Genomic DNA, 13,580 nt, shown 5'->3' with positions numbered 1-13,580 from the left:
GCAAGGTTTTAAGTGGGATATATTTCATAATTAAATTTTTACAACTCATTATAAAGCAAAAAAAACAGTAGCAAAAATGTTTTTTGCTACTGTTATATATTTTTAAAATCTATATAGTTTTGGACGGACTTTTATTTATTTTATTCTTCAACAGGTTTTTCAGCAGTAAAGACAAAATAGAATCCCACAAGAATAAAAGGAATACTTAACCATTGTCCTGTTGATAGTAATCCTAATGCACTTTCGAATCCACCTTGACTTTCTTTCACAGATTCTACAACCATACGAACACTAAATAAAAGAATCAAAAACATACCAAATAAAAATCCTTGACTTTTTCTTTTTTCTGTCTTCCAATATAAAAAATACAATATAGCGAAAACAAAAATATAGCAGAAAGCTTCGTACAATTGTGTAGGATGTTTTGCGGGAACTTGTTCTAATAAAGAAGCAAATTTAGGGTCCGTTGCTATAGCGTGATAAGCCTCTTTTGAATTTGGTATTTGTGTTGCATTCACAGCATCTCTAGGGCTGAACTGATCTCTTACAAATCTAATTCCAAAAGGAGATGTGGTTTCATGACCAATAATTTCTGAGTTAAAAAAGTTTCCTAATCTAACAAAAATGGCACCGCTCGCAACAGGAATAACTACTCGATCTAAAATCCATAATTGGGGTCTTTTTAAAACATTTTTGCTATAAAAATACATAGCAATTATAATTGAGATTGCAGCTCCGTGACTTGCTAAACCTTGATATCCGGTAAATTCAAAATTTGGATTGAATCGGAAGGGTAAAATAATTTCCATCAAATGATTTCGATAGTATTCCCAATCGTAAAAAAACACATGTCCTAATCTAGCGCCTATCAATGTGGCTAGTACAGTCCAGATGAATAAGGAATCTAATTTATCTATTGATTCATTTTCTCTTTCGAAAATATTTTTCATAATGTACCAACCCAATCCAAAAGCAATTACAAACATTAGGCTGTAATATCTAATTACAAAAAAACCTAAATCTATTCCTTCAGATGGATTCCAAACGATGTTTAAAGCATGTGTCATTTATTATTTTTTTATGTGATGTAAAAATAAAAATTTAATGTAAAAAATATCCTTATAATACGTTAATGTTTATGATTGCAATTTTTTTTTGGAACTGGATCATATCCGCTTTTCCCCCAAGGGTGACAGCTAAGAATTCGTTTCATTCCTAAAAAACCACCGTAAATCAAGCCGTGGGTTTGTAAAGCTTCTAACATATAGGAAGAACAAGTAGGTTCAAATCTACAAGCTGCGGGCGTAAAGGGGGAAATGGCAACTTGATAAAAACGAACTAAAAGCACAAAAGGATAGATAACTATTTTTGATAACATGATGCGTAATTTAAATCTTCAATTTCTTTATTTCAATCCAAAATTTGACATCTTTTATTCAAAGATTAATCTAAATACTAAAAGTAGTTCCTTCTTTTCCGTCCTTTAATTGTATTCCTAATGCAATTAATTGATCTCTAATTTGGTCAGAAAGGGCAAAGTTTTTGTTATCTCTTGCTTGCTTGCGCATTTCAATAAGCATATTGATAGTGCCTTCTAATTTATCATTACTACTGTCAGATACTTTTTCATCTTCCAATCCTAAAACATCAAATACAAAGGCATTTATTGTTTTTGCAAAAGATTTTAAATCTTCAGAGTTTAGGGTTTCTTTTCCGTCCTTTAATAGATTGATGAATCGAACCCCTTCAAATAATTGTGCAATTAATATAGGAGAGTTAAAATCATCATTCATGGCGTCGTAACACTGTTGTTTCCAACCTACAATATCTATAGAACTTGAAGTTCCTGCTGTAATGTCTTTTAATGTAGATAGGGCTTCCATTAATCGTTTGTATCCTTTTTCGGCAGCCACAATAGCGTCGTCAGAAAAGTCAAGAATACTACGGTAATGGGCTTGTAACATGAAGAATCGTGCTACCGAAGCCGAAAAAGCTTTACTCAAAATTGTATTTTCACCAGTCAATATTTCTCTTGGCAAAATATTATTTCCAGTAGACTTGGCCATTTTCTTTCCGTTCAAAGTTAACATATTGGCATGCATCCAATAATTAACTGGAGTTTGACCAGTACACGCCTCATTTTGCGCAATTTCGCATTCGTGATGAGGGAATTTCAAATCCATTCCTCCTCCGTGAATGTCAAAATGATTGCCTAAATATTTAGTACTCATAGCGGTACATTCTAAATGCCAGCCTGGAAAACCATCGCTCCAAGGCGAAGGCCAACGCATAATATGTTGCGGTTCTGCCTTTTTCCAAAGTGCAAAATCCTGAGGGTTTCTTTTATCAGATTGTCCATCAAGATCACGAGTATTGGCAAGCATATCTTCAATATTTCGGCCACTTAAGCGTCCGTAATGATTGGTCTCGTTGAATTTTACAACATCAAAATACACAGATCCATTGGCTTCATAACCAATTCCTTTATCAATTATTTTTTTGATAATTTCAATTTGCTCAATGATATGACCTGTTGCAGTAGGTTCAATGCTTGGTGGTAAAAAATTAAAAGCATTCAAAATATCATGAAAATCTACCGTATAACGCTGTACAACTTCCATCGGTTCGAGCTGTTCTAAACGTGCTTTTTTAGCAATTTTATCTTCGCCTTCATCAACATCATCCACAATATGCCCCACGTCAGTGATGTTTCTAACATAACGTACTTTGTAATCCAAATGCAAAAAATACCTAAAAATCATATCAAAAGACATGAATGTTCGCACATTTCCTAGATGCACATTACTGTACACCGTCGGTCCGCAAACATACATTCCAACATTGCCTTCATGAATGGGTGTAAATGTTTCCTTTTCTCCTGAAAGAGAATTGTATATTTTTAGGGTTTGGCTTTTATATAATGGCATTGTAGTTTATTGTTTTCCCCACCCCAGCCCTCCCCAAAAGGGAGGGAGCCGAGAGGTGAATGTGTTGTTAATAATTGATTCCTTTGCCCCAATAATACCAGACTAGGCTCCCTCCCCTTTGGGGAGGGTCGGAGAGAGGACTAGAATTTTGTTTCTAATTTAATGTAATCCAAAAACTCTCTTTTTGTTTGAACATCTTTAAATTTTCCACCAAATTCTGAAGTCACGGTGCTACTTTCAATATCGTTGATTCCTCTTGAATTCACACAAAGATGTTTGGCATCAATAACGCAAGCCACATCTTCTGTTCCTAAAGCGATTTGTAATTCCTGTACAATTTGCATGGTTAAACGCTCTTGAACTTGAGGTCTTTTTGAATAATATTCAACTATTCGATTCATTTTTGAAAGTCCAATTACAGTTCCATTAGAAATATAAGCCACATGTGCTCTTCCTATAATTGGTAATAAATGATGTTCACATGTAGAGTAGACGATAATGTTTTTTTCAACTAACATTTCGCCATATTTATAGTTGTTCTCGAATGTAGAAGCTTTTGGCTTTTTATTTGGATTTAAACCTCCAAAAATCTCTTTTACAAACATTTTAGCCACACGATTAGGAGTGCCTTTCAAACTATCATCTGTCAAATCCATTCCAAGTGTAACTAGAATGTTTTCAACATCTTTTTTTATTTTTTCAATTTTTTCTTCATCAGCAATAGCAAATGCATCATCTCGGATTGGATTTTTTGCACTCGTTCCGATATGATTGTTTCCTATTTCGTCTTGAAATTCTTCGTTATTTATCATTAAAAGCTTCTGTTTTATTGGGTATGTAAATTTAAGGGGTAAAGATAATTAATAAAAAGGAAACAATTTCTATGCTTATACTATTTAATCAATAGTACTTAAGAACTTAAACTAAAAAAGGCAATAACATTCTTGCTATTGCCTTTTTTTATTCAAAATTTGAAGTGTTAATTTTTGGTAGCTCTCGAATTGTAAGCAGGAATTGCTTCTTTTAGAATGCGAACAGCACTAGTTAAATCCTCCTTGTTAAGGACATAAGCAATACGTACTTGATTTGTCCCAATTCCTGGTGTCGAATAAAAACCAGCTGCAGGAGCAACCATAACAGTTTCGCCATTCAAATCATAACTTTCTAAAAGCCATTGTGCAAAATCATCTGTATTGTCAACTGGAAGTTGCGCAATACAGTAAAATGCAGCTTTAGGTTTAGTCACAATTACACCTTCTATTTTATTCAATTCTGAAATTAGAGTATCTCTTCTTTCTTTATATTCTGAAATTACCTCGTCAAAATAACTTTGAGGTGTGTCGATTGCTGCTTCACAAGCTATTTGCTCAATTGTTGGCGGACACAAACGAGCCTGAGCAAATTTCATAGCTGCTGAAATTACCTCTTTGTTTTTTGTAACCATGCACCCAATTCTTGCTCCACACATGCTGTAACGCTTGGAAACTGAATCTATCATGATGACATTTTGTTCTAATCCTTCAAGATTCATAACGGAATAATGAATGTCTTCATCGTATATGAATTCTCTATAAACTTCATCCGCAATCAAAAACAAATCATATTGTTTAGCCAGTTTTCCTAATTGTAGGATTTCTGATTCAGAATATAAATGCCCAGTTGGGTTACTTGGATTACAAATTAAAATTGCTTTTGTTTTAGGCGTAATAAGTTTCTCAAATTCTTCAATTGGAGGCAACGCAAATCCGTTTTCAATTGTTGAAACTGCGGGTATTACGGTAGCGCCAGATTCTGCTGAAAAGGCACTATAATTAGCGTAAAAAGGTTCTGGAATAATGATTTCATCTCCCTGATCCATTATGCTTCCTAAAGCAAATAAAAGCGCTTCAGATCCACCTGTGGTTATCATGATATCCTCAGTAGCTACTTTTACGTTTTGTTTGGTGTAAAATCCCGCTAATTTTTTTCTATAACTTTCATAACCAGCAGAAGGGCCGTATTCAATAATAGTTAAGTCAATATTTTTAATGGCTTCAATGGCTATTTCTGGACTTTTTATATCGGGTTGACCTATATTCAAATGGTATACTTTATGACCCTTTTTTTTTGCCATTTCAGCAAAAGGAGCCAATTTTCGTATGGGTGATTCGGGCATTAGTTTGCCTCTGTTGGATATATTTGGCATGTTACAATTATTGAAGTGCAAAAGTGCATTTTTTTTTTCGAAAATTTTGATAAAACTAAAACGTATTTGTTATAAAATCCATACAAATTATTCATTTTTTGTGTAATTTTATTAAAATGATTCCAAATGAAAAATTCAATTTCAATATTTTTATTGCTTGTTTTTGCTATTCCTCTTTTTGCACAAGAAGGTTTTCATTTTGTTGATGGAAAAGAAAAAGTAAGTATTCCTTTTAAATTTATCAATAATCTACTATTTATTCCCATTAAAGTTAACGGAATAGAGTTGAATTTTTTACTCGATTCCGGAGTAGAGGAAACTATTTTGTTTAGTCTAGAAGACAAAAAAGAAATTAATTTTTACAATATTGAAAAAATAACCCTGCGCGGTTTAGGTAGCTCTGATGCAGTTGAAGGTTTAAAATCTACTAATAATGTGCTAGAAACACACGGAATTCAAGCTACGAACTATTCGTTATATGTTATTTTAGATCAGTCGTTTAATCTCTCTTCTCATGTTGGGATACCAGTTAATGGAATCATTGGTTACCATTTTTTGAAAACGAATCTCGTCGAAATTAATTATGATAAAAAGAAACTTATTGTTTATAAAAATAACGAGAAAAATAGAAAGAGGTTAAAACAAAAATTCAATGAAGTTCCAATTACTTTAGAAAGAAATAAGCCCTATGTTGTAACTCAAATGTCACTTGAAGGAAATAATTTTCCGGCTAAATTATTAATTGATATTGGAAATAGTGATGCGCTTTGGCTTTTTCAAAATCTTTCAGAATCTATAAAAATTCCCGAAAAAAATTTCAATGATTATTTAGGGCAGGGTTTTAGTGGAGATGTTTTTGGAAAAAGAGGTCGAATGGATAGATTTTCTATGAATGGATTTGAATTTAAAAATCCTATAGTTGCTTTTCCAGATAGTTCTTCGATAAAAAATGTAAAAATGGTTTCTGGTCGATTAGGGTCAGTTGGTGGAGAAATATTAAGAAGATTTACATTGGTTTTTGATTATCCGAATCAGTTTTTGTACTTGAAAAAAAACAAAGAATTTAATACTCCTTTTATGTATAATAAAAGTGGTATTGAAATGCAACATAATGGTTTGCAATGGGTTCAAGAAACGGTTAAGCTTGAAACAATTCCTTCAGAATCAACAGGAATAGATAAAAATGCAATTAATATAACCAATAATTTCAGGTATAAATTTGAATTAAAGCCTATTTATCAGATTTCAAATCTTAGAGAAAATTCTCCAGCAGCTAATTCTGGGTTACAAAAAGGAGATGTTGTTATTAGTATCAATGGTGCAAAAGCATATAGATATTCGCTACAGCAAATCAATTCGCTTTTAAAATCAGAGGATGATAAATGGATTGCAATTGAAGTGGAGAGAGATAGTCAAATTTTGAAATTCAAATTTCAACTTAAAGATGTTTTATAAAAAAAAAAGGCTTTTTGAAATTTCAAAAAGCCTTTTCGGTTTAAGGAATTACTTCTCCTTTTATTTTTAATGCGACCCTTCCGCTTTCGTAATTAACTGCATTTGATTCAACAGTTATGGTTTTACGAATTGGACCTGGAGCCATATTATATTTAACTTCTATTTTTCCTGTTTTCCCAGGCATTATAGGTTCATTAGGTTTTGTAGGAACTGTACAGCCACAGGTAGATAGCACCTCAGTGATGATTAATGGGGCATCACCAGTGTTTTTGAATTCAAAAATCCGAATACCATTATCATTACTTTTAGATACTTTTCCGTAATCAATAGTATTGTCTTTGGCTAAAAATTCAATTTTTGGACCAGATTGCGCAAAACCTAAGCTGCTAATCAATGCAAACGCTATTAAAGTGATTATCTTTTTCATTTTTAATGATTTTAAATCGTTTAGTAAATGTACTTCGTTTTAATTAACGTACAAATTTTTATTTCCCTTTTTATAGTGTACTTAATTATTTACTTTTGTGCCTTATTAGAATCACAAAAATCAAACCAAATTTTAAAAGGTTATTTGTTGACTTGGTTATTCGTTTAACTGAAAAAACAAACAATCGAATTTAACGATTAAACGAATCCACAATAAAATGACAATTCCTGCACAATTTGACGCTAAAACTATTGAGAATAAGTGGTATGACTATTGGATGAAAAATAATTATTTTCATTCGGAGCCCGATCATAGAACGCCCTATACCATCGTAATTCCTCCACCTAATGTGACTGGAGTTTTGCACATGGGGCATATGTTGAATAATACTATTCAGGATGTATTGATACGAAGAGCTCGTCTTAAAGGGTTCAACGCATGTTGGGTTCCGGGAACGGATCATGCTTCTATAGCTACGGAAGCTAAAGTTGTAGCTAAATTAAAGGCGGAAGGAATTAATAAAAATGATTTAACACGTGAAGAGTTTTTGGCTCATGCTTGGGAATGGACTGATAAATATGGTGGTGTAATTTTAGACCAATTAAAAAAATTAGGTGCTTCTTGTGATTGGGAAAGAACCAAGTTTACCATGGATCCTGACATGTCCGCTTCAGTAATTAAATCATTTGTCGATTTATATAATAAAGGGTTGATTTATAGAGGATACCGAATGGTAAATTGGGACCCAGAAGCAAAAACTACTTTGTCTGATGAGGAAGTAATTTACGAAGAACAACAAGGAAAATTATATTTTCTAAAATATAAAATTGAAGGAAGTGAAGATTTCCTAACGATTGCAACGACGCGTCCGGAAACTATTTTTGGAGATACAGCAATTTGTATTAATCCAAATGACGAACGTTTTGCTCATTTGAAAGGCAAAAACGCAATTGTCCCTATTTGCGGAAGAATCATTCCTATCATTGAAGATGATTATGTGGATATCGAATTTGGTACAGGATGTTTGAAAGTAACTCCTGCTCACGATATGAATGATAAGACTTTGGGCGAGAAACATAATTTGGAAATTATTGATATTTTCAATGAAGATGCAACTTTGAATAGTTTTGGATTGCATTATCAAGGGAAAGATCGTTTTGTGGTTCGAGAAGAAATAGCCAAAGAATTAGAAACAATTGGGGCTTTGGCAAAAACAGAAATCCACTTGAATAAGGTAGGAACTTCTGAACGAACTAAAGCAGTTATTGAACCTCGTTTATCAGATCAATGGTTCTTGAAAATGGAAGATTTGGTTAAACCTGCTATAAAATCAGTGTTAGTAGATGGAGAAATTAAATTGCATCCAAAACGTTTTGATAATACGTATGCACATTGGTTAAATAACATTCGCGATTGGAATATTTCTCGTCAATTATGGTGGGGACAACAAATTCCAGCTTATTTCTATGGAGATGGAAAAGAAGATTTTGTAGTTGCTTCAACTATAGAAGAAGCTTTAGTTTTGGCAAAAGCCAAAACCAACAACTTACAACTTACAACTTCAGACTTAACTCAAGATGTTGATGCTCTTGATACATGGTTTTCATCTTGGCTGTGGCCAATGTCTGTTTTTGGAGGAATTATGGATCCTGAAAGTGAAGACTTTAAATACTATTATCCAACAAACGACTTAGTGACAGGCCCGGATATTTTGTTTTTCTGGGTGGCGAGAATGATTATCGCGGGGTATGAATATACAGGCAAAAAACCATTTACAAATGTGTATTTGACTGGTTTAGTTCGTGACAAACAAAGACGTAAAATGTCTAAATCTTTAGGAAATTCACCTGAACCTTTAGAATTAATAGAGAAATTTGGTGCTGATGGTGTTCGTGTAGGATTACTTTTGAGTGCTTCTGCAGGGAATGATATTATGTTTGACGAAGAATTGTGCAACCAAGGAAAAGCGTTTACCAATAAAATCTGGAATGCTTTCAAATTGATTAAAGGATGGGAAGTTTCAGATACAATTCCACAACCAGAATCTTCAAAAGTGGCGATTGAATGGTATGAAGCTAAGTTGCAACAAACACTTTTGGAAATTGAAGATAATTTTGAGAAATACAGAATTTCAGATGCTTTAATGGGGATTTACAAATTAGTTTGGGACGATTTCTGTTCTTGGTTTCTCGAAATGATAAAACCAGCATATCAAAAACCAATTGACAGCCTAACTTTGGCGAAAGCCATAGAAATGCTTGAAAACAACTTGAAATTGTTACATCCTTTTATGCCGTTCTTGACAGAGGAAATTTGGCAATTACTTGCTGAAAGAACTCCGGAAGAAGCGTTAATCGTTTCAACTTGGCCAGAAATAAAATCTTTTGATGCTGGTTTAATTTCAGATTTTGAAAATACAATTGAAGTTATTTCTGGAATCAGAACGATTCGTAAAGACAAGAATATTCCGTTTAAAGATACAATCGAATTGAAAGCGGTAAACAATGATAAAGTGTCTACTTATTTTGATTCGGTTGTGACTAAATTAGGGAACATTACTTCATTAGAATATGTTTCGGATAAAGTAGAAGGAGCATTATCTTTCCGTGTAAAATCAAATGAGTATTTCATTCCGATTACAGGAAATATAAACGTTGAAGAGGAAATTGCAAAACTGACTACTGAGTTAGTTTATACGCAAGGTTTCTTGAAATCAGTTCAAAATAAACTGGCAAATGAGAAATTTGTGGCTGGTGCGCCAGAGAAAGTTTTGGCAAATGAAAAGCAAAAAGAAGCAGATGCTCTAGCAAAAATTGAAACTATAGAACACAGTTTAGCTGGATTGAAATAGAGATTTTTTTCTAAAATATAAAATCCCATTTCGTTGAAAAATGAATGGGATTTTTTAGTTTTTATAATTTTTTTTATCGATGAACGTCACTTCGCTTGTGATTTAAAGAGTATTTTATCCTTTTATCGATTTTTGGATGGTTACTTAAATATTGTTGATATGTTTGAAATATAATTCTCAAATACCACATTAATATGGAAATGAAAAAAATATTTAGTCCAGCTTATAGACAAGATTATTTCGATGGATATTCTACAGGGTTAAATCCATTTTTACTATTTAATAGTTCAAAAAAGAATGAAGCATTTGTTACGGGATTTAATTCTGGAAGGGCTGATTATGAGAGAATGAATGGAAACGTAGCTGATGGAATTCCGAGACGTATTGTGACGAATAAAGTCTTAGAGGATTTTCTTGTTTCTGGTTTGCTTGGCTTAAAAGTAGATACTGATGGGTATACTACTCATCAGATAAATATTATCGCAGAATGGTATAAAAGCGGCATTGAAAAATACGATCCGAAACAAAGTGTCTATCTTTTTGAAATACTAGAACAACAGGGAATTCAAATAAATTAAGCTTTTTGCTTTCTTGTTACCAATAAAAAAATCCGTACTAATACGGATTTTTTTATGAGTATATTTTTTTTGGTTTAACCAAATAGTATTAAAAATAATAGAGGAAAAATAACACCTGCTACTGCTAGCTTCCAGCCACGTTGTTTCCAACTAAATTTACCAGCTTTCACCATTATTGTTCCAGTTAAAGCAATTGTTATTAAACTTAAAGCAAAAATATCAGAATAGTAAATCCAAAAATTTGAGTTGTTTTTGTGTAAATTCATGGCTTGACTGATGATTGGAGTTTTCTTGAAGGTTACAATTTCTCCTTTTCCAGTTTTAGTATCAATTTCAACATCATTGTTTTCAAAAGAAATTCTAAATTTTCCTTCTCTCACCATTTGGCGTCTCATTTTGTCATCAATTCCCAATTGTTTTCCTAAGTTTTTAGCAAATTCTTCAGTAATTTTACTTTCTTCAGGAAGCTTTACTTCAATGGCTTTTGTTTCGGTAGTATATTTTTCTGGATGCCACATTTCTCGGTGATTCATCATAAGTCCTGAGAATGCAAATGAAACAATAAGACCAATATAAAAATAGCCCAAATCGCGATGTAAATTTCTAAAGTTGATTTTTTTCATGTTTAAGTTTTTAGTTTTATTAATATAAGACTTATTCTTACATAAAAGGTTTAATTAGAATTTGTATTTTAATGTTGTCATGATTTGACGCGGTGCAATTGGGTTTACACTATAGTTTTCATGGATGGTGTAATTCAGTACATTAGCAACATTTGACAGCTTACATAATACAGATAATTTATTCCAAGTATATCCTGCAGAAACATCAATTGTTGTATATGCTTTTAAGGGAATTGTTCTATCTGGAATGGTTTGAGCTACGGTATTGTTCCATCCTGCTAATCGTTCGCCAACATAATTTGCCATACTACCTAATGCAATTCCTTTAAGGATTCCTGAAGGGATAGTATAGAAGAAACTTAAATTTGCTGTAGTTGCTGGGGTTCTTACTAATCGATCACCTTCAATGAAACTTCCTGTTTTACCAGAGGTTTTTGTATAACGCATATCATTGTAACTATATCCTGCCATGATGCTTAAGCCTTCGATAGGTTTTGCATTAATGTCAATTTCAATTCCTTTACTAGTTGTTTCTCCGCTCAAAGTTTTTACGTTTGTATCAGTGTTTGTTGAGCCATCTGCTTTTAATTCGGCTGTTTGCGCTAAGTTGCTATTGATAATTTGGTAAAGCGTTACGTTTGTGCTCAACATTCCTTTCCAAAAATCTTTTTTAACACCTACTTCATATTGATCAATGATTGAAGCTGCTATTGGCGCTCCATAAATTGTATTCCCTGTGTTTGGTGTAAATGAACTAGCATAACTTGTAAACAAGGCCATGTTTTTTGTAGGCTGATACACTAAACCTAATTTTGGTGAAAAAGCTTCATCTAAACGTTTTGTTGTAGGTGCTTGTGTTATAGTTGTAACTGCTTTTGCTTCTTGCCAAGACCAACGTAATCCCGTTAAAACTTTAAATTTTTCAGTTACAGAGATTAAATCCTGTGCGTATATTCCAAAACGGTTTGTTGATGTTTTAATTATTTTAGTAACGTTTCCATCAGGAATATCAGTTCTTTGTTGGTATTTGTCTAAATCAAAAATATTAATTACATCATAAGTTGTAGGGCTGAACGTGTATGTATAGGCTTGTAAAACCGCATTTTCAGCATCAATTCCTGTAAATAATTGGTGTTTTAGTTTGCCTGTAGCAAAATTCCCTTGTAGATTTATTTGGTCTCCAATGATTTGTTCCAATGATTTGTTTTGTCCCAAAGGTCTATTCCAGTCTCCGTTAGCTGATGGCTGAACACGTTCTGTTCCTTTTGAAATTCTGCTGTAATCTTGAAAAGAAGAATTAAAATTTAATTTCCAATTGTCATTGAATTTATGTTTTAATAATCCAGAAGCTGTAGTTTGTTTTGTTAAACCGTTTGACCATGCAGCACCTAAATATGTATTACGCGGCACAGCAGCAACTTCTTGTCCAATAGCTCCAGTTCCAAAATCGGGTGTCCAATTGTCTTTTAAATAATCTCCTTGTAAAACAATTTCAGTTTTATCACTTGCTTTAAATAAAAGAGATGGATTGATGTAATAACGTTCTTTTTTGACTACATCACGGAAACTTTCGGAATTTTCATAAGAGCCTATTAAACGGTAAGCAATGCTTTTAGTTAATGGACCGTAAATATCCAAAGAAGGTTTGTAAAACGAGTAACTCCCGATTTGCATAGCAGCTTCTCCTCCTTTTTTGAAAGAAGGGGATTTTGTAACCATATTCATAATTCCGCCTGGTGCAACATTTCCAAATAACAATGCTGAACTTCCTTTTAAGACTTCTACTTTGTCTAAAGAGGCTACTTCAGGCATTGAACCACTATTAAAACGGAATCCGTTTTTGAACATATTGTTCGATGACATATCGTATCCTCTAGACCAAAATGATTCTTGAGCGCCTCCACGAGCTGAACCAACATAGATTCCATTTACATTTTTTATAACGTCACTTAGACGAATAGTTTGTTGTTGTTCAATTATTTTGCTTCCTATTATCTGTACACTTTGAGGAAGATCTAAAGGTTTTATTTCTAAACCAGATAAAACAGTTTCTTTTCTTTTATTTGGACTTTCCTTGATTACAATTACAATTTCTTGTAAAGTTTGAATGTCTTCAACTAATTTAAATTCTACAAAAGTAGTTTCGTTAGCCACTACTTTTATTTCTTTAGATTGTCTTTTTAAACCTTCTCCGTCTAATGTGATTGTGTGAATTCCTGTTGGGAAATTAAGAAAGGTAAATTCTCCTTGGTTGTTCGTTTTATTAGTATAAGATGCTTTTCCTAATTTTATGGATATACCTGAAAGAGGAATTCCATCAGATGAAATTATCTTTCCTTTTATAGTTCCGTTATCTTGAGCTTGCGAATAAAAGGAGTGAATTAACAGTATAAAAAGTAATTTAATTTGGATTTTCATAATCGTTTATTTGGAATAATTAAAAATAACGATGCAAATATAAAACCCTCTTTTGAATTGACAAAACTTATTTAGATTAAATATGAATAATATTTTAAAATAATTTTAACAGTATT

General features: G+C 32.7%; 11 protein-coding genes. 3 read left to right on the top strand and 8 right to left on the bottom strand.

Features of this window, described 5'->3' with window-relative positions:
• Window positions 1–140 precede the first annotated feature (140 nt).
• The 5 genes from lgt to C8C88_RS02490 all read right to left on the bottom strand — a co-directional run bounded on the left by lgt (window position 141) and on the right by C8C88_RS02490 (window position 5,112).
• Window positions 141–1,067, bottom strand: coding sequence for a prolipoprotein diacylglyceryl transferase (gene lgt, locus C8C88_RS02510; RefSeq protein WP_121336629.1), 927 nt, complete (start codon window positions 1,065–1,067; stop codon window positions 141–143).
• 62 nt (window positions 1,068–1,129) lie between these two features.
• Window positions 1,130–1,378 (bottom strand): membrane protein insertion efficiency factor YidD, encoded by a 249-nt coding sequence (gene yidD / locus C8C88_RS02505; RefSeq protein WP_121336628.1) that lies wholly within the window; start codon window positions 1,376–1,378, stop codon window positions 1,130–1,132.
• 70 nt (window positions 1,379–1,448) lie between these two features.
• On the bottom strand, window positions 1,449–2,927 hold the full coding sequence (cysS, locus tag C8C88_RS02500; RefSeq protein ID WP_121336627.1) for a cysteine--tRNA ligase: 1,479 nt from the start codon (window positions 2,925–2,927) through the stop codon (window positions 1,449–1,451).
• A 140-nt stretch (window positions 2,928–3,067) separates the two neighbouring features.
• Window positions 3,068–3,739, bottom strand: a complete 672-nt coding sequence (gene folE, locus C8C88_RS02495) for a GTP cyclohydrolase I FolE (protein WP_121336626.1) — start codon at window positions 3,737–3,739, stop codon at window positions 3,068–3,070.
• 167 nt (window positions 3,740–3,906) lie between these two features.
• Window positions 3,907–5,112 (bottom strand): pyridoxal phosphate-dependent aminotransferase, encoded by a 1,206-nt coding sequence (locus tag C8C88_RS02490; RefSeq protein WP_121336625.1) that lies wholly within the window; start codon window positions 5,110–5,112, stop codon window positions 3,907–3,909.
• Between the two features lie 126 nt (window positions 5,113–5,238).
• Here C8C88_RS02490 and C8C88_RS02485 point away from each other — a divergent pair, with 126 nt between their 5' ends.
• A complete protein-coding gene (locus C8C88_RS02485; RefSeq protein ID WP_121336624.1) occupies window positions 5,239–6,567 on the top strand; it encodes an aspartyl protease family protein in 1,329 nt (442 codons plus the stop codon).
• A 40-nt stretch (window positions 6,568–6,607) separates the two neighbouring features.
• On the opposite strand, the gene C8C88_RS02480 is transcribed toward C8C88_RS02485, so the two are convergent.
• Complete coding sequence (locus tag C8C88_RS02480; protein WP_121336623.1) at window positions 6,608–6,994, bottom strand: DUF1573 domain-containing protein; 387 nt, start codon at window positions 6,992–6,994, stop codon at window positions 6,608–6,610.
• A gap of 217 nt (window positions 6,995–7,211) precedes the next feature.
• Between C8C88_RS02480 and C8C88_RS02475 the strand changes: the two genes are divergently transcribed.
• Both C8C88_RS02475 and C8C88_RS02470 read left to right on the top strand, forming a co-directional pair.
• Window positions 7,212–9,845, top strand: coding sequence for a valine--tRNA ligase (locus C8C88_RS02475; protein WP_121336622.1), 2,634 nt, complete (start codon window positions 7,212–7,214; stop codon window positions 9,843–9,845).
• A gap of 200 nt (window positions 9,846–10,045) precedes the next feature.
• Window positions 10,046–10,423, top strand: a complete 378-nt coding sequence (locus C8C88_RS02470; RefSeq protein WP_147403437.1) for a hypothetical protein — start codon at window positions 10,046–10,048, stop codon at window positions 10,421–10,423.
• 74 nt (window positions 10,424–10,497) lie between these two features.
• On the opposite strand, the gene C8C88_RS02465 is transcribed toward C8C88_RS02470, so the two are convergent.
• Together C8C88_RS02465 and C8C88_RS02460 are read right to left on the bottom strand one after the other, a co-directional pair.
• Entirely contained in the window at window positions 10,498–11,046 is a 549-nt protein-coding gene (locus C8C88_RS02465) for a PepSY-associated TM helix domain-containing protein (RefSeq protein ID WP_121336620.1), read from the bottom strand.
• A 54-nt stretch (window positions 11,047–11,100) separates the two neighbouring features.
• Entirely contained in the window at window positions 11,101–13,464 is a 2,364-nt protein-coding gene (locus C8C88_RS02460) for a TonB-dependent siderophore receptor (RefSeq protein WP_121336619.1), read from the bottom strand.
• Between the last annotated feature and the right edge of the window lie 116 nt (window positions 13,465–13,580).

Origin of the sequence: Flavobacterium sp. 123 (assembly GCF_003634825.1) — a bacterium.
Classification (GTDB): Bacteria; Bacteroidota; Bacteroidia; order Flavobacteriales; family Flavobacteriaceae; genus Flavobacterium.
Note: the sequence above shows the minus strand (reverse complement) of the source record. Positions and strands in the feature narration are given on the sequence as shown.